We start from the raw sequence: 26449 nt of genomic DNA on the forward strand, positions 1-26449 counted from the left end.
TGCTTGAACTGGCCGAACCCCGCGTTAGCCTGGATGCTGCTGCCGAATCGGCTGGAATTACCCTCGAGGAAACACACATGACGGCTTTGATCGAGGCGCGGGGCGTCAGCAAACGCTTCCGGCAGCACAAGCGATTTCCGGGCTGCTCGGCGCCCTGAAGACGTTGGTGACCAACGAATATACGGAAGTCCTGGCCGTTTCCGACATCGGTTTCGACATCGTGGCGGGCGAAGCTGTGGGCTATCTCGGCCCCAATGGCGCCGGCAAATCCACGATGATCAAGATGATGACCGGCATCCTGGTGCCGAGCGCCGGCACGCTCTCGGTGCTCGGCCGGACGCCGCATCTCAAGCGGATGGACAATGCGCGCGAGATCGGCGTTGTCTTCGGCCAACGCAGCCAGCTGTGGTGGGACCTGCCGTTGGTCGACAGTTTTACCTTGCACCAGCGCATCTATGATATCCCCGTCGCGCGTTATGCGGATAATCTCCGGCGATTCAGCGAATTGCTCGAGTTGACGCCCTTTCTCGACCGCGCGGTGCGCCAGCTCAGCCTCGGTCAGCGCATGCGCGCCGAGATCGTGATGTCACTGCTGCACGACCCCAAGATCCTCTTTCTGGACGAACCGACCATCGGTCTTGATGTGGTCGCCAAGGATGCGGTTCGGCGCTTTCTCGCCGAAATTAACCGCGAGCGCGGCGTCACCATCATTCTCACCACCCATGACCTGCAGGACATCGAGACCATCTGCCCGCGGCTGATCATGGTCGATCACAGCAGGCTCATCTTCGACGGCGAGTTGAAGAGCCTGCGCGCGGCATTGGGCTCTGCCCGGCGGCTGACACTCGAATTTGCCAGTGACCCTGGACCGCTCCCATTGCGCACAGCGGCCCTCGTCAGCGACGAGGGCTTGCGCAAGAACTATCTCATCGAGCGTGAAGACATCTCGCTGGTCGCAATCCTGTCGGAGGTCGGCAGCGGGCGCGACCTCAAGGACGTGGCGCTGCACGAGCCCGACATCGAAGAGGTCATCCGCACCTTCTACCAGCGCCGCAACGCCGACCAGCGTAGCAATGCCAAGGCCCGGGCATCATGAGCGCCTATTTCGCCTTCGCGCGCAGTTCCTTCCATTCGCAACTCGCCTACCGCAACGAAGTATGGGCCAATATCTTCGGCAAACTCGTGCAGGTTTTCGCGCGTGTCGCCATCTGGCAGGCGGCCTATGCCGGCGTCGGCGCAATCGTGGTCGACGGGGTCTCCCTGCAGCAGATGGTGACCTATGCGCTGCTCGGCGGCGCTGTGATGGGCGCAACCCGCCCCGAAAGGATCATCGGCGAGATCGGCCGGTCGCTCAAAACGGGCGATGTCGCAGTCTGGCTGCTCAAGCCCTTATCCTATCCGCTCTATCTCTTCGCCAACGAATGCGGCAGCTTTGGTTATCGCCTGATGAGCCAGGTCATTCCGACCGTCGCCTTCACCGCGTTGTTTTACGGCATGCTGCCGCCGGCAAGCCTGTTCGATGGCCTGATGTTCATCGCCTTCTGGGCGCTATCCTTTACGCTGCTGTTCCTGATGTCGGCGCTCTTCGGCCTCGTCGCCTTCTGGCTGATGACGAGCTTCTCGCTGGACTGGATCCTGGGCGCCCTGCTTCAATTATTCTCGGGCCTGCTGATACCGTTCTGGTTCTTCCCCGAACCGCTGGCCACAATTGCCCGCCACCTGCCCTTCGCCTGGGTGGTCTATTATCCCAATGCGGTCTATCTCGGCAGGCTTTCCATGGCCGATGTCTGGCTTCATTTCGGCCTAGGCCTTGCCTGGGCCGCGTTGTTCCTTGCCGGCGTCCTCTGGCTGTGGCGCCGGGCCTCCGGCCGCATCACCGTGCAGGGAGGTTGATTGTGCTCATTCGTCACCTGCGCGTCCTTCCGCTGCTGGTCCGGATGCATGTCCGCTCCCAGATGGAATATCGCGGCGCCTTCTGGCTCGACCGTCTTGCGCAGATCCTTTCCTATGGCAGCGTCTTCGCCACCATCGGCATCCTGCTCGCCCGCTTCGACACGCTCGGAGGCTGGACCTGGCCGGAGCTTGCCCTGCTCTTTAGTTTCCAGCTGCTCGCTTATTCGCTCGGCGCCGCGATGAGTTTCGTGCAACTGCGCGATCTCGAAGAACTGGTGCGGCTCGGCACTTTCGACACACTGTTGGTCAAGCCTTTCAGCCCCTGGGCCTATCTGGTCTTTTCCGGCCTCAATATCGGCTATACCGGCCACGTCATCCTCGCGGTGGTGCTGATGGGCTGGGCGGTCCTGTCCGTCGACTTCGCCTGGTCGGTCTGGTCCGTGTCGTTCCTCGTTGCTGCGCTCATCAGCGCAACGCTGCTGACCGCTGCCCTTATTACCATGATCGGCGCCACGGCGCTGATCTGGGTACGCTCCAACCACCTGTTCTCGATCTTCTTCGGCTTTTGGGAATTGACGCGCTACCCGCTCAACATTTTCCCCGGCGGCATACAAACCATCCTCATAACCGCGGTTCCGCTCGCCCTGACCAGTTCCGTCCCTGTCGGCGCCCTGCTCGGCAAGCCCATCCCGATCCTCGGGAATTGGGCCGGGCCAGCATCTCTTGTGGCCGGCCCAATTTGGGTGTTGATAGCAATCGCTCATTGGCGCTACGCCACAGGCAAATACCAGGGCGCCGGAGGCTGATCGGGCTGACTACTTTCCTGTATATTCAGAATGCCTGTGACAACGATCTCGCGCGAACCTCTAGGAATGCCGCCGTCAGCTTCGCCAGTACGGGCGAGGTGCATGTTCCGTTGGCGCCACCGATCGGATCGACGATGTGGATCTGCCTGAGATCGTCCATGAACTCGTCCCAGAGCGGCGGCCCGCCTTCTTCGAGAAGCTGCGCGCGGATGCTCAGTTCCTCGCTCACAGGTAGATGGCGCCGCCCCCAAGCGCCGATCATGGCGAAGACGGGAACGAGCTGAATCGCCGGCTCCAGGAGGCTGTAGATCGCTTTCTGACTGTGGCTCGGATCGTCCCGCTTGCTGATGAACCCTAGCGAAAGCAGACGCTTCAGCCTGGCGGCGAGAATGTTGGAGGCGATCCCCTCCTCCGAATGAGTCAGAAGATCGCGGAAATGGCGGCGATTGCCAAACATGATGTCCCTGATGATGATGAGGCTCCACCGGTCGCCCAGCACTTCCATCGTCAGGTTGATCGGGCAACCCGACCGCAGTTCAATATCCACGATATTCTCCTATTAAAAACTGGTTGCAATATAGGATCACTTATGCGACAACGCAACCAGTTTCAAATTGCAATCATATGGAGGAGAGCATGCCCAAGGTTCGTGTCGCAGCATTTTCCCTTTCCGTAGATGGTTTCGGCGCCGGGCCGGAGCAAAGCATGAGCGATCCGCTGGGCAAGCGGGGGACGGAGATGTTCGAATGGTTTTTCCGCACCCGCACCTTCCGCGCGATGATCAGAAAGGACGGCGGTTCTGAAGGCGTTGACGAGGATTATGCGGCTCGCGGCATGGCCAATTTCGGCGCCTTCATTCTCGGGCGCAACATGTTCGGCCCCATCCGCGGCGAGTGGCCGGATGACGCCTGGAAAGGCTGGTGGGGACCGAACCCGCCCTATCACGCGCCGACCTATATCCTGACGCATTATCCCCGCGAACCGATCGCCATGGAGGGCGGCACGACGTTTCACTTCGTCACCGGCGGCATCGAGGAAGCGCTTGACAAGGCGGTGGCTGCGGCCGGCGACAAGGACGTGAAAATCGGTGGCGGCGTCAGCACCGTCCGCCAATATCTGCAGGCTGGCCTGATCGACGAATTTCATTTCGCCATCTCGCCGGTCGTCCTCGGCAAGGGCGAAGCGATGTTCACGGGCATCGACCTCCCGGCCCTCGGCTTCCGCGTTGCCGAGCATGTCGCAACCGAATACGCCACGCATATCGTGCTCGCGAAATAAACGCGCCCCGGTCGGTATCCTAGGCGCGTCCAGATGGAATACCTCGGCCGCATCGAAGGCGTCCGCAACATCAAGACGAAAATCCCATTGCAGAAGATCAAACAATCCTGGCAGGTGACCCGCTCACGGCCGCCTGCCGGGATCGTTCGGCTGTCACCAAGCCGTGTCAAAATGGCCGTGGCATTGCCGCGGAATGAGCGTAGAGTAAACGCCATCGGAACATCGACACGACCGCTTGAGAGACCATAGGTGCTCTTGCCGCTTCATGGAGGGTACGAAGATGCTCCTGTCGCTCATCTCGCTCAATGATGATGAAATAACCATCGTCACCGATGCAGTTCGGCAATGGTGCTGCGAGAGGAAGCTCGACATCGACAGCATCGAAGGACGCCACGCCATCACCGTCGCCGTCGATCTTGTCCAGATGAACACCGACTGCGACAGGCTTTTTGCCGCGCTGTCGAAGCAACTGGACCACCAGTAGGACCTACTCCATCCATTGAGGCACCATAGCATTCTGCGATGACAGGCGCTGGAATGCAGCGCTTTCGCTTGCCATCCCCTCACACCGCCACCTCGCGCCAGCGCCCCGGAGTACCAGGGTGTTGGGAGCACCGGGCCCAATGGAGCGCAGCCGGAACATCATGCCCCGTCCCGGCCAGCCCCAAGCTGTTCGAGGTAGGCACAGAACATATCGGCCATGGCGTCGGCATAGGCGTCGATCTCGGCAGCGCTTCGGGGTGCCTCCGAGAACTGCTTGCCCACCGTGCCGAGCGTCGTGGTGATCAGGTCGCCGGCAAGGGTCCGGGTCGCCTCCGGCGCGTAGGGTAAAGTCTCCTGCATGAATAGCTCGACGATGCGGTCCCCCGATGCCCTCGCCGCCTGCGCCTCCGGCGCATCGCGATAAAGGGATGCTGCGTCATGGAGCGCCACGCGCATCGCCGCCTCCTCGCACTCCGAGCGGAGGAAGGCATGGACGAGGCGGCGTAGCCGTTCGAGCGGCGGCCTTTGCGCATCGGCGAGGATGCCGCCGAGCATGTCCGTTGTCTGCCGCCATTCGTCGCTCTGCAGCCGGAAGAGGATCGCCGCCTTGTTGGGGAAATACTGGTAGAGCGATCCGATGCTGACGCCCGCCCTTTCGGCCACCCGCGCCGTGGTGAAGCGTTGCGCGCCTTCCCGCGCCAAAACCTGAGCAGCGGCATCCAGGATCGCCGCCACGAGTTCCGCCGAGCGGGCCTGCTTGGGCTGTTTTCGCGAGGAAATCCGGGCTCTTGGGCGATCGGTCATGGCAGCGCTCCGCAATGCGAATAGCAGATGCGACGAATTACTCGTATTTTTCACTCCACACAAGAACCTGTCACCAAGGAGATATGACATGACGACACTGACCACCGCCCCGCTGGCGCCCCTGCTCGATGGCCTATTCGAAGAGGCCGCCACGGCGACGAGCCCGGCAATGTCGGCCCTGTCAGGTGATGAGCGAATGCGCCTGATCGGCAGCAAGACCGAATATCTCGACCTTTACGGGCGCCTCAGGGATCTCTGGCTTCCCGTCTCCAGGGAGGCCGGCGCGCTGCTCTACATGCTGGCGCGAAGCAGCCGCGCACGTACGATCGTCGAATTCGGCACATCCTTCGGCATCTCGACCCTCCATCTCGCAGCCGCGCTGCGCGACAATGGCGGCGGCCGGCTGATCACCAGCGAGTTCGAGCCGTCGAAGCTGGTCCGCGCCCGCGCCAACCTGACGGCGGGCGGCCTCATCGACCTCGTCGAGATCCGCGAAGGCGATGCCCTTAAGACCCTGAGCACCGATCTCCCGGAGACGATCGACCTGCTCTTCCTCGATGGCGCCAAGGCGCTCTATCGCGATATCCTGGAACTGGTCGAAGACCGCCTGAGGCCAGGCGCCCTTATCGTCGCCGACAATGCCGACCTCTGCCCGGAATACCTCGCCCGCGTACGCTCGCCCGCAGCCGGCTACCTCTCGACGCCATTCGAAGAAGATATTGAGCTGTCGATGCGGACCTGATGATCCCAGGCTGTCGCCCGCCCCAACGCATAGCGGCGGCGGGCGACAGCCCGTTTCATCGGCGCATCTTCATCTCGGAACCGCGCCGTAGCGCAGCCCATCGACCAGCAGGGAAACCATGAGCCGGGCATGTTCAGGCCCTTGGGCGTAGGCGTGCATGCTGAGGCTCGCAGCCGCATTCAGAAGATCCTCGGCAGCGATATCGGTGCGCACCTCGCCGGCGGCAGCGGCGGCGTCGAGAAGCGAGCGAAGGGCGGGATGCAGTCGCTGCTGGAAGTAGGCGGGTAAGGGATCGAAGGCCGGGTTGCCGGAGTGCAGGGCCGCCGCAAGCCCGCGCTTGGCCGCGATGAAATCCACGAACCGCTGCATCCATCTGGCCAGTGCCTCGCCCGGCGCATGTTCGGCTGCAAGGATCGGCGCGGCGTCGGCGCAGGCATCGATTTCGCGGCGGAAGACAGCGACGACAAGATCGGAACGCTCGGGGAAATGCCGGTAGACGGTGCCGATGCCGACGCCGGCCTTCTCCGCAATCTCGCGCACTGGGGCGTCGACGCCAGAGGTCGCAAATACCGCCATTGCCGCCTGAAGCAGTCCGTCGAGATTGCGTTTGGCGTCGGCGCGCACGGGCTTCTCCGCTCTTTCCCCAGCTCGCCGGCCGTCCTCCTGCTCTTTTCTCTCGTCGCTCATCATTCACTCACTTGCGAAACGGAACATTGTTCCGTATATAAACGGAATGCGGTTCCGCTTATGTAACATGGCGTGACGGTGTTGGCCACATCGACGCGCACGAAGTCCGCCTCCCCAATAAAAGGAACAGACCATGCAATACCGCACGCTTGGAAGAACCGGCATCAAGGTCAGCCCCTATTGCCTCGGCGCGATGATGTTCGGCGCCGCTGGCAATCCCGACCACGAGGATTCGATCCGGATCATCCACAAGGCGCTCGATGCCGGCATAAACTTCATCGACACCGCCGATATCTACAGCCGCGGCGAATCCGAGGAGATCGTCGGCAAGGCGCTCAAGGGACGGCGCGACGACGTTGTGCTCGCCACCAAGGCGCATCTGCCGATGGGCGACGACCCGAACCGGCAGGGCAATTCACGCCGCTGGCTGACTCGCGCGGTCGAGGATTCGCTCCGCCGCCTGCAGACCGACCATATCGATCTCTACCTGATCCACCGGCCAGCCCCCGATACCGACATCGAGGAGACGCTGTCTGCACTCACCGACCTCATGCGGGCGGGAAAGGTGCGGGCGCTGGGATCGTCGACCTTTCCCGTTTCGGAAATCGTCGAGGCGCAATGGGTTTCCGAGCGCCGCGGGCTGGCCCGCTTCCGCGTCGAGCAGCCGCCCTATTCGATCCTCAACCGCGGTATCGAACGCGAGGTTCTGCCCGCCTGCGAGCGTTACGGAATGGGTGCGATGGTGTGGAGCCCGCTGGCGATGGGCATGCTCACCGGCAAGTATCGCAAGGGTGCACCGCAACCCGAAAGCGCCCGCGCCAAACGCTTCCCCAGGCAGATGAACGACGAGCGCCGGCTGGACGCGGTCGAACGGCTCATCCCGCTCGCGCAGCAGGCAGGGCTTTCGCTGGCACACATGGCGATGGCCTTCGCTATCGCCCATCCCGCCGTCACCTCGGCAATCATCGGCCCGCGCACGATGGAGCACTTCGACGATCTGCTTGCCGGCGCCGGGGTGAGCCTGACGGACGAAATCCTCGACCGGATCGACGCGATCGTCCCGCCCGGCACCGACACCGGCCCGCTGGAGGCAGCCTACAACCCGCCTGCGGTAACGCAGCCCAACCTGCGCCGCCGCCCGATAACAGAGCGCTTCGCCGCCTGATCCTCAGGGGGCGAGGCCCGGTCCTGCGAAGCAGGAGCGATCGATCCAGTGAATCGATCGCAGAGCCGAACGCCCTGAGCCATGCGAAGGGCCAGGCAGCGGCGCCTTCCTCCCTCCTTCCTGTGCTCGCGACAGGAAGGAGGGAGGAGAATGGGGAACATCTGCTATCACCTTGACTGGTGTTCCGTTTCAAATTGCCGAAGGGCCAAAAACACGGATGTTCGCACGATCGACATTTGGGCAGCACAAAGTGACCTTCGCTTAAAGGCGCTTCTCAAAGAACGTGTCCGGGTATGGGTCATCATTGAAACGGTCGATCTCGCTCCAGCCAGTTCCGCGATAAAGCCGTGTTGCCTCGGGCAGAGCGCTATTCGTATCCAGACGCAGGAGCTTGATGGACAGCTCGCGCGCGATGTTCTCGGCGGCCGTCATAAGGCGCGTTGCGAGCTCAAGGCCACGCGCGGATGGGGCGACCCAGAGCCTTTTGATCTCCGCGACTTCACCGCCATTGCCCTTCAGCCCGACACAGCCGATCGGCAGGCCATCCGACATGGCCACCAGGAACGCACCGTGCGGACGGATCATATCCTTGGCGTCGGGATCGCGAGAAAGCGCCACATCGAAACCCTTCTCGAAGCGGCGTGCAAGTTCGCCGTAGTATTCGTTAAGACAATAGCTGGCGTCCTCGTGCCGAGGGTCTTTCTCCTCGAGCACGATCTGCTCACGTCTCAGCGAGGAAGCGACGATATCCATGGCGCGCAGCAGTTCGTCCGGGCGACGATGGCGCGCCAGAAGCGATTTCGCCTGCGCATTGGAAAGCGCTTCATAAGCCTGAAACTCGGAACGGCCGGTTTCAGTCAGCCTGGCAACGCGGCGACGCGCGTCCTGAGCGTTCGACACCGTCTCGATGAGCCCCTCCTCTTCCAGACTGCGCAGCAGACGGCTCATCAAGCCAGAGTCGAGACCGAGATAATCGCGGATCACCGCAACATCCGATTGCCCCCGGCCGATCGAATTGAGGACGCGCGCAGCACCCAGCGGACGGCCGCGTCCGAGAAAAGACGTATCGAGAGCGCCGACTTCGGAGGTGACGGCACGGTTGAAGCGACGGACACGAGAGATAGGATCGCAAGTCATATTGTCTGACTTTAGTCAGATAATTGATCCTGTCAATTCAAAGCACTCCAATGAACAGCCCTCATCTCTATGCGATCGTCCAGAGCACGGGAAACGGCAATCGGTCCCGAAAACCCCGTCACCCCTCTCCTTCGGTCTTGGCAAGCAGCCTGGCCAGCTCTTCGAGCTCTCCGGCCGAAAGGTGCCGAAGTTCGGCCGGCGGGCGATAATGCTCCGTCAACAGCTCGTCCTTGGTGGCCGCACCCTTCCCGGTCAGTCGCACCAACTTGACGCGGCGGTCGCGTGCCGGCGTCACCCGTTCGGCAAGGCCCGCCCGCTCCAGTCGATCGACCAGCCACGTCGCGGTCGAGGCGTCGCACCCCCATCGGCGGGCAAGCGCGCTGATCGGCTCCCCCTCGTCGTGCAAAGTGAACAGCGCCCTGGAATCGTTTGGCGTCAGCCCCCTTCTCTGAAGGCTTTCCAGCCGCTGCGGCGCCGATTTCATCAACAGATCGAACATCATCCGCCACACCGAGGCGGCGGCTCTGGCATGACGGTCGGGGGCGGAAGGCATCAAATATCCTCGTAAGCGCACTTGAAAAGTAGTTTTATTACTCAAATTATCGTATCAATCAAATCTTATTGGCGACTTCCCCCGGAAAGCCCATTGCGCTTCCACCTTGCTAAGGAGCCATGCCATGCGTTCAGCCATCGCGATCCTCTTCCTGATCGAAACCTGTCTTTATGCCGTTGCCTCCCTCACCCATGCCGGGTTCGTCCTCGAAGGCCACGAACATCGGCAGGCGATGATCGCCGAAGCGGTGATATCAGCCGTCCTTCTCCTCGGCCTGATCTCGCTCAATCTTGACCGACCGTGGAGCCGAATGGCTGCGATCTCGGCCCAGTCCTTCGCCCTCCTCGGCACCCTCGTTGGCGCCTTCACCATCGCCGTCGGCGTCGGCCCGCGAACCACGCTCGACTATATAACCCATGCCGTGATGATCCTGCTCCTGGTCACCAGCCTCGCCTGGCTGGCAAGGAACCGGAACGCCTCTCCCCTAGGATAGGGATCAAGCCACGACGCCTATCCCAACGGCAGCTCGAAGCTTCGCTTCAGCGTTTCCATCGGCACGTCGGTCTTGACGCTGAGGACGCTCGGGATGCGCGTCAGGTGATCGGCCTGAAAACGCCAGTAGCTGTGCAGGTCGGCGGTGACAATCCGAAGCACGGCATCGCATTCCCCTGTCGTCAGGTAGCATTCCATCACCTCGGGAAACCGCCTGACGGCTTCGGCGAACCGGAGCGTCACCTCGGCGTCCTGGGTCTTGAACCACACGCGAGCAAAAACCGTCAGCCCCGCCCCGACCTTTGCAGGATCCAGCACGGCGACGTAGCGATCGATGATTCCGGCCTCTTCCAGCAGCCGGACGCGACGCAGGCAGGGCGAAGGCGATAGGCCTACCTCCTTCGCCAGATCGACGTTCGAAATACGTCCGTCACGCTGAAGCACGCGCAGGATATGACGGTCGATCGGGTCCAGGATGACTGGCATTTTATAGCTCCGATTGATTCCACAATGGCATAATATGCCAAACTTTCGCAATTTTACGGATGCTTCGCAAGCTCATTGCGCAGGACTTGGCCTATCGTTCCAGCATTGAGATGGAGATGGGTAAATGACGAAAATAGAAAAAATTGTGCTTTCTTATTCGGGCGGGCTGGATACCTCGATCATCCTCAAATGGTTGCAGGAAACCTACGGATGCGAGGTGGTGACTTTCACCGCCGATCTCGGCCAGGGCGAGGAGCTCGAGCCGGCACGCGCCAAAGCGGAGATGTCAGGGGTCAAGGACATCCGTATCGTTGATCTGCGTGAGGAGTTCGTCAGCGATTTCGTCTTTCCAATGCTGCGGGCGAACGCGCTCTATGAGGGGCAATATCTGCTGGGCAGTTCCATCGCACGGCCGCTAATTGCCAAGCATCTGGTCGGCATAGCCCGGGAGGTTGGCGCGCATGCAGTTGCCCACGGTGCGACAGGCAAGGGCAATGATCAGGTCCGGTTCGAGCTGGCCGTCAATGCGCTCGACCCGTCGATTAAGATCATTGCTCCATGGCGCCAATGGAACATCCGCTCCCGCATGCAGCTTCTGGAATATGCCGAGAAGCATCATATCCCGGTGCCGAGTGACAAGCGCGGCGAGGCGCCGTTCTCGATCGACGCCAACCTGCTGCATACCTCGACCGAGGGCAAGATTCTCGAAAATCCGGCGGAGGTCGTGCCCGATCATGTGTATCAGCGCACGGTCGATCCCGTCGACGCTCCCGACACGCCCGAGATCATCACCATCGGTTTCGAGAGGGGCGATCCGGTTTCGGTGAACGGCAAGTCCATGACACCGGCCGCATTGCTGACCGAACTCAATGGACTGGGCGGCCGGCATGGCATCGGGCGGCTCGATCTGGTCGAAAACCGTTTCATCGGCATGAAGTCGAGGGGAATTTACGAAACGCCGGGAGGGACGATCCTGCTCGCTGCGCATCGCGGCATTGAATCGATCACGCTCGATCGTGCCGCAGCGCATCTAAAGGACGAGATCATGCCCCGCTACGCCGAGCTGATCTATAACGGCTTCTGGTTCGCGCCCGAGCGGGAAATGCTGCAAGCCTTGATCGACCAAAGCCAAACCTTCGTCAGCGGCGAAGTGATGGTAAGGCTCTACAAGGGAAGCGCTTCGGTCATCTCGCGCACCTCCCCCTTGTCACTCTACTCCGCCGACCTCGTCACCTTCGAGGAAAGCGCCATCGCCTACGATCATCATGATGCCGAAGGCTTCATCAGGCTCAACGGATTGCGGCTCAGGAGCTGGGCGGCCCGCAACAGCAGATGACCGCTCGATCTTCAGCGCACTAACGCTCACGACTAATGCCCCCATTGACGGCACCTTCCTTTCGTGGCTGACCGGGCAGTCAAGGCATCCACGGAGAAGCGCGAATCCAATTTCAAACGATTTTAAAAAAGCAGCTCGGCAAGCTAATCGATTTTAATTTTATCGTTAAAATTTTCTTGTTGCGGCGCACAAGAATTTAGACATTAATTTTTTCGGATGCTCAGTTTATTCGTTGGAGAACTCACATGACTGTGACATTTCCGCTAACCGAAAAGCGCGATGCGGAGACATTGCTGAAACACTTGACGTTGCACAATCTCAGCTTTCCGGGAAACTGCGTCGTGTCGCTCAAGGCGCACGTCGCCCAGGTCTCATCCTCTCATACAACAGCGCTCGGCACCGCCCGTACCGCCTGGTAGGGATTAATGTCGCCGCATCGCCGTCGACAATAGGATCGAAGCAATCCTGGCTGGATCGCCCACGCGGAGATGGATGAAGCCGAGCGCGTCGACAGCTTATCTCGCGGCAGGCAGCCCCATGCCGGCGAGCTTCAGGATATCCTCGACCTTTGCGTCGGGATCGGCGCCGGGTTCGACCTGGCCGTCTATCATCAGCAAGGCAAGGCCATGCGTCAGAGACCAGAGAAAGAGCGCGGCGTTCGGCACGTCCTCGGGCGTCAGGCGCTCTTCCAGGTCGTCCTTCATCTGCCGGTAGACCTGCATTCGCAGGGCGCGTATTGCCTCGTTTCCCTTGGAATAGGCCTGAAAACCCTCCCCGAACATCAGCCGGTAGAGACCGGGATTCGCGCGGGCAAAGGCGACATAGGCGATGCCGCCGGCAAGCAGATTGCGCCGAGGACCGGCTAGGGCGGCATCGATGCTTTCGCTGAGTTCGACAAACCCTTGTTCGGCGAGTGCTGCCGCGATGGCATCCAGGCTGTTGAAATAGTGATACGCCGCCGGAGCCGAGACGCCGGAGCGGCGACCGATCTCCCGTATGCTCAGCGCAGCCGGGCCTCCCTCCTCCAGCAGCGCCCTCGCCACGGACAGCAGCGTGGGGCGTAGGTTGCCATGATGGTAGCGGGTCGATCCGTCGTGCGTGGCCATGTCTCGATCTAATCTTTACATCGTTAAAATCATGCCCTAGCCTTCCCGCGATGACAAGGTATCCGCCGCGGTTCGGGTTCCGGCAAGCTTCCTGCCCGCGCCAGCGGCAGATTTACAGAGAAAGAGGCTTTCATGCGAGCATCGGAACCAAGCCGCACCGCGATCGGCGCGGCCGCCTATCGAGCAGCGCACCAGAGCGTGGATGGCGGCGCCATCTTCTTAGACCCCTATGCCCGCCGGATCCTCGGCGAGGAGGCCTGCGCCGAGGCAGACCTGAAAGCCCAGGACCCCTCTACACGATCCTTTCGCCTGTTTATGGCGGCGCGAAGCCGATATGCCGAAGATTGCCTTGCCCTCTCCTTTACAAGGGGAGTCAGGCAAGCCGTCATCCTCGGCGCCGGGCTCGACACCTTTGCGCTGCGCAATCCCCATGCCGGCCTGAAGGTCTTCGAAGTCGATCATCCCGCCACGCAAAGCTGGAAGCAGATGCGGCTTGACGAGACCGGACTGACGCAGAGCCTACCAACATTCGTTCCTGTCGATTTCGAACATGAGGATTTGAAAGCGCGTCTCATCGATTCCGGCCTCGAGCCCGTGACGCCGTCCTTCTTCATCTGGCTTGGCGTCGTGCCCTATCTCAGGGAGGCGTCGGTCTTTGCCTTGCTACGCTTCGTCGTCGGCCTGCCGAGCGCATCCATCGTCTTCGACTATAGCGAACCCCTCGAAAACTATTCGCCCGAACGCCGTGCCCGCGCCGCGGAAATGGGAGCGCGCACAGCCGCGGCCGGCGAGCCATGGCTGACGCACTTCGATCCCGAGGACCTTGCGAACCGATTGCTGAGCTTGGGCTTCACATCCCTGGAGGATATCGGTCCGACCGAAATGGCAAAACGCTTCTTCGGCCTCCCCAGGGATGCGCCGGGTCGCGGCGCCGGTCCCCACGTCATATTCGCCGGGAAATAGGGAAATCCCCGAGATGTCGAGTTACGGCAATCGAGCTGGCCTCAGCCGTCGTAGACGACAGCAATCTTGTTTCCGGCGGGGTCACGCACGTAAGCGGAATACCAGTTCGGTCCGTAGTGCGGACGTAGACCAGGCGCGCCCTCGTCCGTTCCGCCGTTGGTCATGGCAGCGTCGTAAAAAGCGTCCACCTCGGCGCGTGACTTGGCCATGAAACCAACCATCGAGCCATTTCCGGCGCTCGCCGGTTCGCCGTCGAACGGCGTGCAAACCCATAGAACGAAACCTTCACCCTTCCCGCCTTCGGAATAGGCGCTCCACCCGGGAAACTCTCGATGTTTGCTCCATCCGATCGTTGCCAAGCTCGCATCATAGAAGCCATTCGATTTGACGGAATCGATTGCGCCGACGGTTGCGTAGACACTCATGATCTTCCCTTTCGCTGCTCCAAGATCGGGAGAATTCATATCGCAAGCATGTGAACACAACAAGAACATATAGCTGCGTTTTCCGCAGAAGGTCAGCGACCAATCGCAAACGGACGGTTATTGCCGAGTCTGCAAAAATTCCTATTCCGGGCAACGCCGATGGCGACTAAAACCTGAGGCTTCACGGCTATTTGCGACAGGAAATTTGGATCACATCATGACGACTCTGAGCCGCCCCGATCTCAGCGATATCCACCGTGGCGACTGGGTGGATCGCCGGCTGCCCATCGCATGGCGGCCATATACGCGGTTGGCGCGGCTGGATCGCCCGGTCGGAATATGGCTGACGCTCTTCCCGTGCTGGGCCGCCCTTATCCAAGCATCCCACGGTCTCCCAGACCTCAGGCAATTGGCGATCTTCTCTCTCGGCGCTCTTCTGATGAGAAGCGCCGGTTCCACGGTCAACGACATCGCTGATCGGAAGTTTGACGGCCATGTCGAGCGGACCCGCTTTCGGCCCTTGGCAAGCGGAGAGATCGCCACGCTGCCGGCCTTTATCTTCCTGACCGTTGAACTCGCACTGGCAGCTTCGCTTCTGTTTTTCCTGACGCCTCACACCCGCCTCATCGCGATATATGTGCTGCCGCTCGTCTTTGTCTATCCGCTCTGCAAGCGCTTCACCCACTGGCCGCAGGCCGTCCTGGGCGCGGCGTTCAATTGGGGGATGCTGATGGCATGGGCCGAGGCTGCCGGACATATCCCTGTCGGCGCCGTGCTGATGTGGGCCGGGGCCATCGCCTGGCAGATCGGCTATGATACGATCTATGCCTATGTCGATCTGAAGGATGACACCCGTCTTGGCCTGAAATCGACGGCAATTCTGTTCGGCCGGCACGGCAAGACCTTTATCGGCCTATTCTATGCTCTGGCGGTCGGCGCGTGGTCGCTCGGGGGCTGGCTGTTGGAAATGTCGCCGCCTTATGCTGTCGGAATGCTGGTGATCGCCGTCCATCTTGCCTGGCAGACCCGGCGGATCGATCTTGCCCGCCCGGACATGAATTATCGCCTGTTCCTGGCGAATATCCTGACCGGGGTGCTGCTCGCCTGCACGGCTTTGTCAGGCACATGGTGAGCAGCTCGAGGACGTAGCACCAATGACCTGTCTCAAACACAGCGTGCTCGCCGCCGTCATCATGCTGGCAGCAACGATGACATCCCTGCATCAGGCGCATGCGCAACCATGCGAGCAGGAAAGCTTCGAAGAGGCGAAATACGTCATTTGCACTCTGGAACCGGGCAACGCCGACCTGCAATTGTTCTGGAAGAACGTCGATGGCGCGCCATACCGCGCTTTTTCAAGCCTAGCCGAAGCCGTTCGCGCCGAAGGGCGAACGCTGACTTTCGCCGTCAACGCCGGGATGTATCGGGCCGATTTTTCGCCGATGGGACTTTATGTCGAGAACGGCAGGGAATTGCAGCCCGCCAATATGACAGAGGCCGAAAGCTCCTCGGGTCAGGTGCCGAATTTTTATAAGAAGCCGAACGGCGTGTTCTTTCTGGGTCAAGCAGGTGCTGGAATACTCCCGACCGATGAATTTCTGAAACGCCGGCCCAAGGCGCGGTTCGCCACCCAATCCGGCCCAATGCTTGTCATCGCCAACAAGCTGAACCCGATCCTCATCGTCGGCTCGACAGACCGGACCCGCCGCAGCGGTGTCGGAACCTGCGAGCGCGGCGCGGTTCGTTTCGCGATCAGCGAAGACGGTGTGAACTTCCACGATTTCGCACGGCTCTTCCGCGACCACCTGAAATGCGCGGATGCCTTATTTCTCGACGGCGGACGAGGCGTCGGACTTTACAATCCGGCAATGGGCCGCAACGACTGGTCCTGGCACGGCGGCTACGGCCCTATCTTTGGGCTTGTCGAGTAGCGCACTCGCATTTGGCCAAAGGCCCGACAGCAGCAATCGTCGTTTGCACGGCGAGACTAGCCTCTCCTCACACGCGCCATTTCGGCGCGCATCCAGCTCGAGTCTCCCCAAGCCGAGAGCCAGATCATCACGTCGGTAAGGACACCAACGACGGGCAGGAACAGGGCGTGGCTCAAGCCCCGCCTTGTCTGGCTGTTTTCGGCCTTCCTGAGGTGCGCCAGTTCCTGTTCCTGAATTGACCCGATGAGGGCATGAAGCTCGGGATCGCGCTTCTGAAGGAAAGCCAATTGGTCTTCGAGATGGCGCTGGACCGTGCTTTCGACCGCCTCGGTACAGATCCAGATCATGTTGCGCCCACTAAGCGCCGTCATTAGGCCGAGCACAGAACCGCCGAGGCTCCAGAATGACATGACGCGACAAGGCTTGGCACCCCTTGCAGGCATGGCCTCGCGAAACAGGCGGCAATGGTCGATCTCGTCCTTACGCATCTCTTCAAGCGTCGGCACGATGTCCGGGAACAGCCGCCGGGCCACCAGGATCTGGGCACCATAGATCCTGATAGCGCCGAACTCGCCCGCATGGTTGACCTTGAGAATGCGACGGATGGTGACATCGGGGTCGCGTCTGCCCGACCTGCTCGACGGATTGCTCACGACCACCCTGCCCCTCGGTTCCCTTGCCGGCAATAGGCAGGACGCTCGCCGCGGTCGTCAAGGGTGCGGCGACCGATAAAGTGACGATCCCGTACGCTTTCGGCGCCGGCCTGTTCAGTCGGCCGCGCAAAATGGGCGATCTCGTCGGCATGCGCCTTCGCTAAGGAGGGGCGGCGCGTATCCGCCAGCTTCCTGCGGTTCAAGGCTAACATCAAATGCGTGATGGGCGCCGGCCTCATCTTGATCGGCGGCCGCCTGCTCTTAGTTCGCTGACGTCACCCCAGCTTACGGGAGGGCCAGCCACTCGGTCAGGTCGCAGGCGAGACCGGCAAGGGTTCGTCGATATCTTCTGGAATGAAGCCGCCGGTCTGGCGTTTCCACAGGCGGGCAAACAAGCCGTCGCGTTCGACCAGTTCGTCCGGGCTGCCCTCCTCCACGATGCGCCCGTGATCGAGCACGACGATCCGGTCCATCCTGGCAATGGTCGACAGGCGGTGGGCGATGGCGATCACCGTCTTTCCCTCCATGACGAGGTTCAGCCTTTCCTGGATGGCGGCTTCGGATTCGCTGTCGAGGGCAGAGGTCGCCTCGTCCAGCACGAGGATCGGCGCGTCCTTCAGGAGAACGCGGGCGATCGCCACACGCTGGCGCTGGCCGCCGGAAAGTTTTATGCCGCGGTCGCCGACGAAGGCATCATAGCCCCTGCGGCCTTCGCCGTCGGAGAGATCGGCTATGAAGGCATCGGCGCTGGCCATCTTCGCCACCGCTTCGATCTCGTCCGTCGTCGCCTCCGGCCGGCCGTAGCGGATATTGTCGCCGACCGAACGATGCAGCAGCGCGACGTCCTGCGCGATGACGCCGATGGCGCGGCGAAGGCTTGCCTGTGTGACCGCGCGGATGTCCTGCCCGTCGATCAGGATCGCGCCGTCCTCTATGTCGTAAAAACGCAGCAGCAGGCTGACCAGCGTCGTCTTGCCGGCACCTGAGAGGCCGACGAGCCCTACCTTTTCGCCGGGCCGAACCGTCAGCGACAGGTCATCGATGACAGGTTTGCCGGACTTGTAGGCGAAGCGGACGTTCTCGAAATGGATTTCCCCACGGCTGACCGTCAGTTCGGCCGCATCCGGCCGATCGGTGATGGTGGGCGGTGTTGTCATGACCGGCATGGCATCCTTGATCGTGCCGAGCGCGCGGAAGATCTGCTGTCCCATTTGCAGGAAGGTGAAGGACCCAGCCGAGAGGCGTTGGAGGATGTAAACCGTTGCGGCGAAATCGCCCACGGTCAGGAATCGGTCAAACAGCCCCCAGAAACCAATGCCGAGCATGACGAGCCAGAGCACCATGTTGAGGCTGATGACGACGAGTTCGGTTGTCCGGTAGATGCGCTGTTCGTGGTGAAGCGTATCGACCCCCTTGGACATGATCTTTCTTAGCGCACCTGCCTCGCTGTCTTCAGCTGCAAACTGCTTGACCATCTGGATGTTGCCGTAGATGTCCGTCAGGGCACCGGAGATGAGGCCGTTCTGCTTTGCCGAGCGGCGGGCGCGCTCCGTAAAATCCGGAACGACCTTGATCGCAAAGAGCACGTTGAAGGCAACCCAGACGATGACTGGCAGCGCAAGCTGCCAGGAGAGCGCGAGCAGAAGAACAACGGAGCCGATGATCTGAAGCAGAAAGCGCGGTGCCGTCTGGAATGCGATCAGGATCTGTTGCTGAACGGCATTGGCGACCTGACCGAGCCGGGATGCGACCTGGCCGGCGAAAAGATCATGGAAGAAGGCGAGGTCCTGCCGCTCGACGGCCTTGTGCCCCTGCCATTGAATCGCAACGGGCAGGCTGATGCCGATCGTGTGCGAATTGAGAATATTGGTGATGTAGAAGAGAATGGGCATCACCGGAAAAAGCAGAAAGGCAAGGACTGCCAGCAGCCGGAAATTACTGTCGACGAAGAGTTCTACGCCTTGTGTCGTCACTCCGTCGACAATGACTGAAAGACCCCAGATGATCGTAAGGTTGATGGCTTCGATGGCCATCGAGGTCAGCGCCATGGTGATGATGACGCCCCGAAACATCGCGATGAAGTGTATGAGGACTGCCACGGGCCCCTTGGTGGGCATCGGCCGGTAGGGGATGTCGAGCGGCCGGATCAAGGTTTCGAAGGGACGATAGATCGCATCTGAAATCGACATGGGCCGCTCGGATCAAAAATCGGGAGGAGGCGTGGACTCAGCTACGCTGGGTCGCAGAAAACCATCTTCCGGCTGCCATCTCAATTAGAAATTTCAGAAAATCTGCCGCCAGGAGGTATCGGTCGCAAGCGCAGGAAGCAGGCGGCGGCGAAAAGCGCCAATTGCGGTCGTCAAGGGATTGGGGCAGATTGCGATCGTTGTATGGTACAGGACGGAACCTACGCTCATGCTGACGGGCTCATGTCATTGCGGCAAGGCGGGCTGGACACTTGAGGGTGATCCCGGCTCGATCACCGCCTGCAACTGCACGCTCTGCAGACGATACGGCACACTGTGGGCTTATGACTACGAAGGAGAGCGCATCGCTCTCACCGGTGAGACCGCCTCCTACACCCGCACAGACAGGGACGAGCCGTCTCTCGAGATCTTGTTCTGCCCATCCTGCGCCTGTGTCTTGAGCTGGCGCGGCCTGCGGCTTCGAAAGGATGGCCGTCGGCGCATGGCCGTCAACATGCGGCTTGCGCCGCCGGATCTCGTTCACGATCTGCCAATCGATCATTTCGACGGCCTGGACACGTTTGAGGACCTGCCTTCCAAAGGGCGCTGCGTACGCGATCTCTGGTTCTGAGCCGACTGCGAAGATCGCCATCGGGCCGGATCACACCAGATCCGAGCCCTGGCAAAGGATCGTTCTGCGCAAGACCACCTCAGCCATGCCGCGCCGCCTCGATCGCCGCAATGTCGATCTTCCTCATGGTCATCATCGCGTCAAAAGCGCGCTTTGCCTGGCCACCGCCTGCCGAGAGGGCTTCGGAGAGGACCCGCGGCGTAATCTGCCAGGACACGCCCCACTTGTCTTTACACCAGCCGCACTCACTTTCCTGGCCGCCATTGCCGACGATGGCGTTCCAATAGCGATCGGTTTCCTCCTGATCGTCGGTCGCGATCTGAAATGAGAAGGCTTCGTTGTGTTTGAATACAGGGCCGCCATTCAGGCCGATGCAAGGAATGCCCGCAACGGTGAATTCCACGACCAGTACGTCTCCCTGCTTGCCGTCAGGATAATCTCCCGGTGCACGAATAACGGCACCCACGGCGCTATCGGGAAAAGTCGCGGCATAGAAGCGGGCAGCCGCCTCAGCATCCTTGTCGTACCATACGCAGATCGTGTTCTTTGCCATTGCGCGGTCCTCTCGCTCTTCGTTTCGCATTTCTCAATGAAATAAGAGGCAAACCGTCTTTCTCCAGCCCAGTCCGAGCGATTTCACGCCGGCACTGCCGAACGCTGCTAAGTGGTCGAAGTGCCCGCTTCGGCCGGCAGCAGAAGACCAGGCTCATCTGAATCGCATCAATTGCGGTCATCATTAATCTGTCGCATCACTTAGCTGCTACAAGCACCCCTTCGGCCCGTAGTTCATCGAATTGTTGCATACATCTAGGACACACCAATGATTTACCTGCTTCGCCACGGCGAGACCATTTGGAACACCTTAGGTCGGTTCCAGGGCCAAATGGATTCACCGCTGACGGAGCGCGGCATCGTACAAGCCGAACAAATGGCAAAACTTCTGAAGAAGGAAATTGCGGACAGCGAGCGATCGTTCCAACTTCACGTCAGCCCCCTCGGCAGAACGCAGGAGACTGCGGCTCGCATCGAACGTGTATTACCGCTGACGACTCGTCCGGAATCGCGGCTAATGGAGGTGACCGTCGGTTCTTGGGACGGCATGACCAAGTTCGAGATCGACAACGAGTTTCCAGGAACGCTGGACGGGTCCAACGCTTTTGATTGGTATTTCAAATCTCCAGACGGGGAGAGCTTCGATGCTGCCTGTGCGCGAGCAAAGAACTGGATCGCAGACATTCATGAACCGACAATTGCGATTTCTCATGGGCTGTTCGGCAGATTGGTTCGTGGTGTATATGCCGGCCTATCGAAGCTGGAAATGTTGGAACTGCCCGTTCCCCAAGACGGGTTTTATCGTCTTTCCGACGGTGAGTTCAGCCTGGTAAGCGCTTCGGCTGATATAATATCCGACGTTGTCGCTTAGGAAGGGTACATCCCTGAGTGACGGCTCCGGTCGCCAAACGTCATTGCTGATTATAACGCGGCTCAATGCCAGAGATTGACACCTCGACTTGCGACCATCAACCTCTACGCCCTCAGAACAAGGCTCTTTTGGTGCTGCATCACCGATGGAGTCGAGCCACCGGTGATAAAATTTAACGCGCCTGTGTCACAGGAAAATCATTGGGCAAACGCGTCGCATGGATGAGGTTTGATACGGCTCTAAAACCTATCCCGCGCATCGCTGCGCGGGTCGCCGGCCACGCGGTGCGGCTCGTAGAGGCCGCTCCGCGCCTTGCGCCGCCACGGCCGGGAAAGATCGCCGGGATTATCGTCGATATCGGCGAGCGATATCGCCGCCGTTCCTTCCGCAGGGCATTGCGCCGCCCATCGGCCGCCGGGCGCGACGATCCCGGAAGAGGCCGGATCAGCCTGACCGGGATGAGCAAGGATCGAGAAACTGACCCAGTAGCTGTTGCTCGCCGCATGCCCTTGTGCCTCGGCGGCGAAGGACGGCTCGTTGGCCGGCGAACCGCCCGTTGTCGAGAACAGCACGCAATGGACGTCGAGCCGCTCATATTCGCTAAAAATCTCCGGATAGTGGCACTCCATACCGAGCGAGCAACCAAAGCGGATGCCGTCGACCTCGAAGGTCACGGGGATCGAACCCGGCGTGTACATGAAGGAGATCTTGGTGTTCGACAGTAGGCGCTCGTCGTAGCGCGTCACCAGTTCGCCGCGGTCGGAGACGACATAGAGGCTGTTGTGCGGCCGGTGCGGCGCCGTCAGCGGATGCACCGAGCCGATGACCGCCCAGAGCCCCAACTCGTGCGCCAGCCTGCGCGTTGAATCCAACTCCTCGCGAAGCACGGCCCATTCGAACCGCCGCCAATCGGAGGGCCCGATCTCCCGCGGCCCGATTTCCGACATGATGCGTTTGTTCGGAGATGATGTCGCCCCTTCGGGAAAATGGACGAGCCGCGCGCCTGCCTCCCGCGCCTGCCGCATCAGCAGGCGCATCTCCTGTCCGCTTTGGCGAAGCTTGTCGATATCGCGGGGATCGTCCGCATAGGTAGTCTGCGCCACGGCCAGACGCAGGCGTCTTGCCTCAGGCGCTGCGTCGTTCGTCGACTTGGGGAGAACATGCATGCGGGCGGTGGTGTAGGATTCACCCGTCTTGGCGGCGCGCGCGCGCACCCGCCGTTTGAAATTTCCATTCTCAGTCATATCAGGGCCTCTCACGTTCCGGACATCGTTCCCCAGCAACAGCCCAAAACATCAGGACCAAGATCACGACCCGAGACGAAAGTCCCTTTGCCTCCGGTTGAAGACCCTGCTGGGGAAGGTCTGGAGAGGTTCGGCGGTGGGCCACGCCGATGCAAAGATGCCGAGGCGGCCGCGATTCGTCAATTCGGGGAATGGCCGGAATCGGCGGCCGAGCACTACCTCAAGCGGGCCGACCTTGATCCACCCGCCACGGCGGATCGAGGCGGTTCGAACCGGCGAAATAGAGAATGATGCGGTTGCCGCCGGGGTCGAACAGCTCCGCTTCACGCCAGAGCCAACTCTTGTCCTCCGGCCCGCTCACGAAACGAAGACCGGCTTCGCTGAGACTGCCGACCGTCTCGTCCAGGTTCTCGCACTCGAAATACACCGTGGTTCCGCCACCACCACTTACGCCCTGATGCAAGGAGAAGGTGCTGTTTCCGTCCGGGCAGACAAAGCGCGCATACCGGGGACGGGCGTCGACGACGGGCCTGAGACCGAGAATGCAGTAGAAGTTCCAGCCCGCATCAAGGTCAGGCATCGTAACGGTTACTTGATTTAGGCGCATGACCTATCCCCCCCTCAGCTGACTTCGCCCGAAACTGTCTGGCGGCCGGGCACCACGACATTCATAAAAACAAAGACCTGAAGCCATCGCATGAATCAAATTCTAAGCGAGCAGTTTTAGTGTCATCGACACAAAACTCGTGTCAGACTATGCAAACTGCGCACGCCGCCGCATCGATCGAGAGGGCTGAAGCCATGCACAAGTTCACCGTATCAATCACTCGAGAGATCGAGGCCGATACCGCCGAGGAGGCCGCCTTGCTCATGTATCAGGAACTATCAACGGGACCGATCCCTGACCGCTACTCCGTCACCGACGAGACGAAGGCGACAACGGAGGTGAAGCTGGACCGGCACAAGGCCGACGAATTCGCCAGCATCGATCACACAGCCGATCCCGGCAACTGGTAAGCGGCAGACGACCAAACGGACCACAGGAGATACGGTTTTGCGCCGGGAGCGGAATGCAATAGTTGCAGGTCGCCTTCTCCGGCACGAATGCTGGATGTAAATAGCCGCTCAGCCGAAAACATCGCGAGCCAAGGAAAGACCGTGATATCACCAATCAATATAGCCGTCGCCGGCGCGAACGGTCGCATGGGGCGCGCCATCCTGCCGCTGCTGGCGGCCGATCCGGATTTTGCGTTCGTCGGCGGCATCGGCCGTGAGGGCGCCATCGGCGCCGGGCTGATCGACCGGTCGGCCGCGATCGGAGCGGCCGACGTGATCCTGGATTTCACGACGGGAAACGCTGCCGCCGAACTTGCCGGCTTGTGCGCTTTGGCCGGTGGACCGGCCCTGGTGATCGGGGCGACGGGTTTCGAACCGGATGAACTCGAACGGATCGCAGAGGCTGCTCGCACGATTCCGATCCTGCGCTCCGGCAATTTCTCCATCGGCGTCAACATGCTGGTCGGCCTCGTCGCCCAGGCGGCCCGCGCCCTTCCCGCGCATGCCTGGGATATCGAAATCCTCGAAGCCCATCACAACAGGAAGATCGACGCGCCGTCCGGTACGGCGCTGATGCTCGGCGAAGCCGCCGCCGAGGGCCGCGGGGTTTCCCTCGCATCCGTCGAGCGGCGCGGGCGTGACGGCATCACCGGTGAGCGCCCGACCGGCGAAATTGGCTTCGCCGTCTTGCGCGCCGGCGGGATCGTCGGAGAACACAGCGTCCTGTTTGCCGCCGCCGAGGAAGTCGTGACGCTCTCCCATTCGGCTCTCGATCGCGGCATGTTCGCCCGCGGCGCACTTGCCGCCGCCCGCTGGGTCGCAGGGCGCGCACCCGGCGAATACACAATGGGAGATGTTCTCGGGCTGGCCTGAGAAACTGGCCTATAAGCTATCAAGGATTGCCGAGGCGACGACGACTTCGGTTCCGGCCAGCCCGACGGAGCAGAACAGGGTCGTATCGCCAGGCGATCCCCGACCGGCCGCTTTCCCGGCAATGATATCGGCAAGATCGGCCATGCGATGCTCATTGCCGGAGCCGGCGAGGAAAAAGGGCGAAGCATAGGCGCGCGTCTGTTCGGGAGAGTCCGTCGCGATCACGGCTGCGACATCGGCGATATCCAGGCCCAGTTCGTATCCCTGATGTGTTTTCGGGCCAACGGTGTTGACGTGCATCCCGGGCTTCAAATCCCGCGCATGGATGATTGGTGTTTGGCTCGTCGTCGCGCAGATGACGATGTCGGCGTCATCAACGGCTTCAGAGGCGCTGCCGGCAGGCTCCACCTCAATGCCCAAGGCCCGCTGCATCTCAGCTGCGAAGGCGGTTCGTTTTTTTGCGTCGCGGCTATAGACGCGAGCGCGGTCCAGTTTCCGAACGGTGGCAGCGGCGGCAAGCTGGGTTCGCGCTTGGGCTCCGCTACCGAGGATCCCGACGGTCCTGGCATCCGGCGCGCTGAGGTGGCGGATGGCGAGACCTCCGATCGCACCGGTTCTGAGGCTACCGAGGCGCTCTCCGAGAACGATGCCTTTGAGCCTGGCGTCGTCGGCCGACCACACAGCGACGATCTGCGAATGCTCCACCCCGTCGAATGTTTCATAGACCCGAAAGCCCGCGAGCGGTTTCTCGCCAAGGATGCCACCGACGGTGAAGACGAGATCGCCCCGATCGGGAAACGAGACATGATGCCGGGGCGGAGAGATCAGCCGATTGCCGGCTCTCGCGAGAAAAGCGGTCTCGAGCGCATCGATCGCGACCGCCATCAACCCGCTGCCGACCAGATCCTCGTCTTTCAGGATTTTCGTCACAGCCAACCCTCCAGCCCATACCGGCATCCTGCAACCCCAACCCCGCTTGAGGTCAATAGCTCAGGCAAACCGATATGCGCCGAAACATCGCGTGAGAGCTAACCGACCAGACGCCGAGCCATCATAACGTCGTCGATCTCCCTGCCCTCCTCCAGAACCCCGCCGGGAATTCTGCCGATCTCGGAAAAGCCTTCCCGCTGATAGAACCGTATTGCCGCCGGGTTCTCCGCGCTGACAAAGAGCTCCAGCTGCAGGATGCCGATATCGCGCGCATGGTGGGCAGCCGCGCTGAGCAGCCTCGCGGCAAGCCCCGTTCCACGCAGGCTCCGTCTGACGTAGACCATGATGATCGTCGCGCGATGAGCCATCTTGCTCGACCGCTGCCGGAGCAGGCCTGTTATGCCGACGGGTTCGCCATCCTGAAAGGCGATGAAAACCGGTTCGTTCAGGCGGTTGCGCCACTCCTCGAGAGAAAGAGCCGCCCAGTCTTCGTAGCGGCTTGCAAAGAGAGACGGTTCGGTGCGAAGCGCTTCCAGACGGATGCGCCGGAAAGCCTCCACTTCGTCTGCCTGGATATGCCTGATCGTGCCGCTTCCATCCATCGGGACCTCCTGCAAGATGAGAGCTACTCTCAATACAGATGGCTCCAGCCGTCAACCGGTGTCAGCAAGCTTCGTACTTCAGCCAATGCTCGGAGTTACGAGATCGAACGGAAATCAATCATCTCAAGCGCCGATCACTGCGCCGGGCTCCCCAGCCGACCGCCCTTCCGGACGGCCGGTTCACCGCTTGGACCGCCCCTCAATTGATCGGTCGGCCCCGTAGCCGGTTCACCGGTTGGCCCGACCACCGGTTCACGGGCTGGCCCGTCGACCGGCTGGCCGGTAGACCGGACGACCAAGGGATCGGCTGGCTGGACGGCGGATTGATCGGTTGTTGGCCCGGGCACCGACTCCCCGGTTGCCGCGGGCGCCGGCTCGCCGGTTGCCGCGTTCAACGGCTCACCGGTTGGTCCGGCCGCTGATTGCTCGGTTGGCTTGTCGATCGCGAATGGCACAACTTCACGGATAATGAAGAGAAGAACTATCCCGACCAACGTGCACGTCAGCGCGTAGAGAAGGAAATATTTCAGTGCACATCCCCCACTAATTGGCAGCACCAACTTG

General features: G+C 61.1%; 32 protein-coding genes and 1 pseudogene. 17 read left to right on the forward strand and 16 right to left on the reverse strand.

Translation table 11 applies throughout. The annotated features are described in order from the left end of the window. Positions 1 to 77: 77 nt before the first annotated feature. From U5G49_RS12615 to U5G49_RS12625, 3 genes and pseudogenes are all read left to right on the forward strand, one after another. Positions 78 to 1096 (forward strand): annotated as a pseudogene (locus tag U5G49_RS12615) (ABC transporter ATP-binding protein). Continuing rightward, positions 1093 to 1893, forward strand: coding sequence for an ABC transporter permease (locus U5G49_RS12620; protein WP_193446613.1), 801 nt, complete (start codon positions 1093 to 1095; stop codon positions 1891 to 1893). The pseudogene U5G49_RS12615 and the gene U5G49_RS12620 overlap by 4 nt, the downstream one beginning before the upstream one ends. 2 nt (positions 1894 to 1895) lie before the next feature. Continuing rightward, on the forward strand, positions 1896 to 2699 hold the full coding sequence (locus U5G49_RS12625) for an ABC transporter permease (RefSeq protein ID WP_193446614.1): 804 nt from the start codon (positions 1896 to 1898) through the stop codon (positions 2697 to 2699). A gap of 25 nt (positions 2700 to 2724) precedes the next feature. On the opposite strand, the gene U5G49_RS12630 is transcribed toward U5G49_RS12625, so the two are convergent. Next, positions 2725 to 3246 carry a winged helix-turn-helix transcriptional regulator gene (locus tag U5G49_RS12630; RefSeq protein WP_018242555.1) on the reverse strand — a complete coding sequence of 174 codons (522 nt, stop codon included), beginning with the start codon at positions 3244 to 3246 and terminating at the stop codon, positions 2725 to 2727. Positions 3247 to 3335: 89 nt separating this feature from the next. Here U5G49_RS12630 and U5G49_RS12635 point away from each other — a divergent pair, with 89 nt between their 5' ends. Then, positions 3336 to 3977: a dihydrofolate reductase family protein gene (locus U5G49_RS12635; protein ID WP_193446615.1), complete on the forward strand. Its 642-nt coding sequence runs from the start codon at positions 3336 to 3338 to the stop codon at positions 3975 to 3977. A 280-nt stretch (positions 3978 to 4257) separates the two neighbouring features. Next, positions 4258 to 4461, forward strand: coding sequence for a hypothetical protein (locus tag U5G49_RS12640; RefSeq protein WP_047621227.1), 204 nt, complete (start codon positions 4258 to 4260; stop codon positions 4459 to 4461). 158 nt (positions 4462 to 4619) lie between these two features. On the opposite strand, the gene U5G49_RS12645 is transcribed toward U5G49_RS12640, so the two are convergent. Beyond that, positions 4620 to 5264 carry a TetR family transcriptional regulator gene (locus U5G49_RS12645; RefSeq protein ID WP_193446616.1) on the reverse strand — a complete coding sequence of 215 codons (645 nt, stop codon included), beginning with the start codon at positions 5262 to 5264 and terminating at the stop codon, positions 4620 to 4622. Between the two features lie 88 nt (positions 5265 to 5352). Between U5G49_RS12645 and U5G49_RS12650 the strand changes: the two genes are divergently transcribed. Continuing rightward, positions 5353 to 6006, forward strand: coding sequence for an O-methyltransferase (locus tag U5G49_RS12650; RefSeq protein ID WP_018516424.1), 654 nt, complete (start codon positions 5353 to 5355; stop codon positions 6004 to 6006). Positions 6007 to 6075: 69 nt separating this feature from the next. Here the strand turns inward: U5G49_RS12650 and U5G49_RS12655 are convergent, their stop codons facing one another. Further along, positions 6076 to 6696, reverse strand: coding sequence for a TetR/AcrR family transcriptional regulator (locus tag U5G49_RS12655; protein ID WP_130729132.1), 621 nt, complete (start codon positions 6694 to 6696; stop codon positions 6076 to 6078). 130 nt (positions 6697 to 6826) lie between these two features. Between U5G49_RS12655 and U5G49_RS12660 the strand changes: the two genes are divergently transcribed. Beyond that, a complete protein-coding gene (locus U5G49_RS12660; protein WP_130716915.1) occupies positions 6827 to 7858 on the forward strand; it encodes an aldo/keto reductase in 1032 nt (343 codons plus the stop codon). A gap of 261 nt (positions 7859 to 8119) precedes the next feature. Here the strand turns inward: U5G49_RS12660 and U5G49_RS12665 are convergent, their stop codons facing one another. Together U5G49_RS12665 and U5G49_RS12670 are read right to left on the reverse strand one after the other, a co-directional pair. After that, the gene (locus U5G49_RS12665) at positions 8120 to 8995 is read right to left on the reverse strand and encodes a bifunctional helix-turn-helix transcriptional regulator/GNAT family N-acetyltransferase (protein ID WP_193446617.1); all 876 of its coding nucleotides are present in this window, start codon (positions 8993 to 8995) and stop codon (positions 8120 to 8122) included. A gap of 118 nt (positions 8996 to 9113) precedes the next feature. Beyond that, on the reverse strand, positions 9114 to 9548 hold the full coding sequence (locus U5G49_RS12670; RefSeq protein ID WP_130729134.1) for a MarR family winged helix-turn-helix transcriptional regulator: 435 nt from the start codon (positions 9546 to 9548) through the stop codon (positions 9114 to 9116). A gap of 124 nt (positions 9549 to 9672) precedes the next feature. On the opposite strand from U5G49_RS12670, the gene U5G49_RS12675 reads away from it, so the two are divergent. Then, positions 9673 to 10041: a hypothetical protein gene (locus tag U5G49_RS12675; protein WP_193446618.1), complete on the forward strand. Its 369-nt coding sequence runs from the start codon at positions 9673 to 9675 to the stop codon at positions 10039 to 10041. Between the two features lie 17 nt (positions 10042 to 10058). On the opposite strand, the gene U5G49_RS12680 is transcribed toward U5G49_RS12675, so the two are convergent. Beyond that, positions 10059 to 10526, reverse strand: a complete 468-nt coding sequence (locus U5G49_RS12680) for an Lrp/AsnC family transcriptional regulator (protein WP_018242566.1) — start codon at positions 10524 to 10526, stop codon at positions 10059 to 10061. A gap of 124 nt (positions 10527 to 10650) precedes the next feature. Here U5G49_RS12680 and U5G49_RS12685 point away from each other — a divergent pair, with 124 nt between their 5' ends. After that, positions 10651 to 11862 (forward strand): argininosuccinate synthase, encoded by a 1212-nt coding sequence (locus U5G49_RS12685; RefSeq protein ID WP_018242567.1) that lies wholly within the window; start codon positions 10651 to 10653, stop codon positions 11860 to 11862. 245 nt (positions 11863 to 12107) lie between these two features. Then, a complete protein-coding gene (locus tag U5G49_RS12690; RefSeq protein WP_018242568.1) occupies positions 12108 to 12281 on the forward strand; it encodes a hypothetical protein in 174 nt (57 codons plus the stop codon). 96 nt (positions 12282 to 12377) lie between these two features. On the opposite strand, the gene U5G49_RS12695 is transcribed toward U5G49_RS12690, so the two are convergent. Next, the gene (locus tag U5G49_RS12695) at positions 12378 to 12968 is read right to left on the reverse strand and encodes a TetR/AcrR family transcriptional regulator (protein WP_193446619.1); all 591 of its coding nucleotides are present in this window, start codon (positions 12966 to 12968) and stop codon (positions 12378 to 12380) included. Positions 12969 to 13100: 132 nt separating this feature from the next. Between U5G49_RS12695 and U5G49_RS12700 the strand changes: the two genes are divergently transcribed. Continuing rightward, the gene (locus U5G49_RS12700) at positions 13101 to 13931 is read left to right on the forward strand and encodes a class I SAM-dependent methyltransferase (RefSeq protein WP_130729136.1); all 831 of its coding nucleotides are present in this window, start codon (positions 13101 to 13103) and stop codon (positions 13929 to 13931) included. Positions 13932 to 13972: 41 nt separating this feature from the next. Here the strand turns inward: U5G49_RS12700 and U5G49_RS12705 are convergent, their stop codons facing one another. Next, positions 13973 to 14356 (reverse strand): VOC family protein, encoded by a 384-nt coding sequence (locus U5G49_RS12705; RefSeq protein WP_047621102.1) that lies wholly within the window; start codon positions 14354 to 14356, stop codon positions 13973 to 13975. A 217-nt stretch (positions 14357 to 14573) separates the two neighbouring features. Here U5G49_RS12705 and ubiA point away from each other — a divergent pair, with 217 nt between their 5' ends. After that, positions 14574 to 15488, forward strand: a complete 915-nt coding sequence (gene ubiA / locus U5G49_RS12710; protein WP_193446620.1) for a 4-hydroxybenzoate octaprenyltransferase — start codon at positions 14574 to 14576, stop codon at positions 15486 to 15488. 22 nt (positions 15489 to 15510) lie between these two features. Continuing rightward, positions 15511 to 16287, forward strand: a complete 777-nt coding sequence (locus tag U5G49_RS12715) for a phosphodiester glycosidase family protein (RefSeq protein ID WP_193446621.1) — start codon at positions 15511 to 15513, stop codon at positions 16285 to 16287. A gap of 56 nt (positions 16288 to 16343) precedes the next feature. On the opposite strand, the gene U5G49_RS12720 is transcribed toward U5G49_RS12715, so the two are convergent. Further along, the gene (locus tag U5G49_RS12720; RefSeq protein ID WP_193446622.1) at positions 16344 to 16940 is read right to left on the reverse strand and encodes a demethoxyubiquinone hydroxylase family protein; all 597 of its coding nucleotides are present in this window, start codon (positions 16938 to 16940) and stop codon (positions 16344 to 16346) included. Positions 16941 to 17248: 308 nt separating this feature from the next. Then, the gene (locus U5G49_RS12725) at positions 17249 to 19129 is read right to left on the reverse strand and encodes an ABC transporter ATP-binding protein (RefSeq protein ID WP_193446623.1); all 1881 of its coding nucleotides are present in this window, start codon (positions 19127 to 19129) and stop codon (positions 17249 to 17251) included. A gap of 226 nt (positions 19130 to 19355) precedes the next feature. Between U5G49_RS12725 and U5G49_RS12730 the strand changes: the two genes are divergently transcribed. Further along, the gene (locus U5G49_RS12730; RefSeq protein ID WP_193446624.1) at positions 19356 to 19757 is read left to right on the forward strand and encodes a GFA family protein; all 402 of its coding nucleotides are present in this window, start codon (positions 19356 to 19358) and stop codon (positions 19755 to 19757) included. Between the two features lie 79 nt (positions 19758 to 19836). Here the strand turns inward: U5G49_RS12730 and U5G49_RS12735 are convergent, their stop codons facing one another. Further along, positions 19837 to 20310, reverse strand: coding sequence for a VOC family protein (locus U5G49_RS12735; protein WP_018447152.1), 474 nt, complete (start codon positions 20308 to 20310; stop codon positions 19837 to 19839). A gap of 267 nt (positions 20311 to 20577) precedes the next feature. Here U5G49_RS12735 and U5G49_RS12740 point away from each other — a divergent pair, with 267 nt between their 5' ends. Next, complete coding sequence (locus tag U5G49_RS12740; protein WP_193446625.1) at positions 20578 to 21180, forward strand: histidine phosphatase family protein; 603 nt, start codon at positions 20578 to 20580, stop codon at positions 21178 to 21180. Positions 21181 to 21419: 239 nt separating this feature from the next. On the opposite strand, the gene U5G49_RS12745 is transcribed toward U5G49_RS12740, so the two are convergent. Then, positions 21420 to 22424 carry a carbon-nitrogen hydrolase family protein gene (locus tag U5G49_RS12745; protein ID WP_193446626.1) on the reverse strand — a complete coding sequence of 335 codons (1005 nt, stop codon included), beginning with the start codon at positions 22422 to 22424 and terminating at the stop codon, positions 21420 to 21422. 220 nt (positions 22425 to 22644) lie between these two features. After that, the gene (locus U5G49_RS12750) at positions 22645 to 23031 is read right to left on the reverse strand and encodes a VOC family protein (protein ID WP_130748859.1); all 387 of its coding nucleotides are present in this window, start codon (positions 23029 to 23031) and stop codon (positions 22645 to 22647) included. Positions 23032 to 23225: 194 nt separating this feature from the next. Here U5G49_RS12750 and U5G49_RS12755 point away from each other — a divergent pair, with 194 nt between their 5' ends. Both U5G49_RS12755 and dapB read left to right on the forward strand, forming a co-directional pair. Then, positions 23226 to 23441: a hypothetical protein gene (locus tag U5G49_RS12755; RefSeq protein ID WP_028733211.1), complete on the forward strand. Its 216-nt coding sequence runs from the start codon at positions 23226 to 23228 to the stop codon at positions 23439 to 23441. Positions 23442 to 23528: 87 nt separating this feature from the next. Beyond that, the gene (dapB, locus tag U5G49_RS12760) at positions 23529 to 24353 is read left to right on the forward strand and encodes a 4-hydroxy-tetrahydrodipicolinate reductase (protein ID WP_193446627.1); all 825 of its coding nucleotides are present in this window, start codon (positions 23529 to 23531) and stop codon (positions 24351 to 24353) included. Between the two features lie 9 nt (positions 24354 to 24362). Here the strand turns inward: dapB and U5G49_RS12765 are convergent, their stop codons facing one another. The 3 genes from U5G49_RS12765 to U5G49_RS12775 form a co-directional block, all read right to left on the reverse strand. Beyond that, positions 24363 to 25283 (reverse strand): ornithine cyclodeaminase family protein, encoded by a 921-nt coding sequence (locus U5G49_RS12765; RefSeq protein WP_193446628.1) that lies wholly within the window; start codon positions 25281 to 25283, stop codon positions 24363 to 24365. A gap of 98 nt (positions 25284 to 25381) precedes the next feature. After that, positions 25382 to 25885: a GNAT family N-acetyltransferase gene (locus tag U5G49_RS12770; protein WP_193446629.1), complete on the reverse strand. Its 504-nt coding sequence runs from the start codon at positions 25883 to 25885 to the stop codon at positions 25382 to 25384. A 134-nt stretch (positions 25886 to 26019) separates the two neighbouring features. Next, positions 26020 to 26445, reverse strand: a complete 426-nt coding sequence (locus U5G49_RS12775; RefSeq protein WP_168332109.1) for a hypothetical protein — start codon at positions 26443 to 26445, stop codon at positions 26020 to 26022. Positions 26446 to 26449: the final 4 nt, after the last annotated feature.

This window comes from Rhizobium indigoferae, from assembly GCF_034554815.1.
Lineage (GTDB): Bacteria > Pseudomonadota > Alphaproteobacteria > Rhizobiales > Rhizobiaceae > Rhizobium > Rhizobium leguminosarum.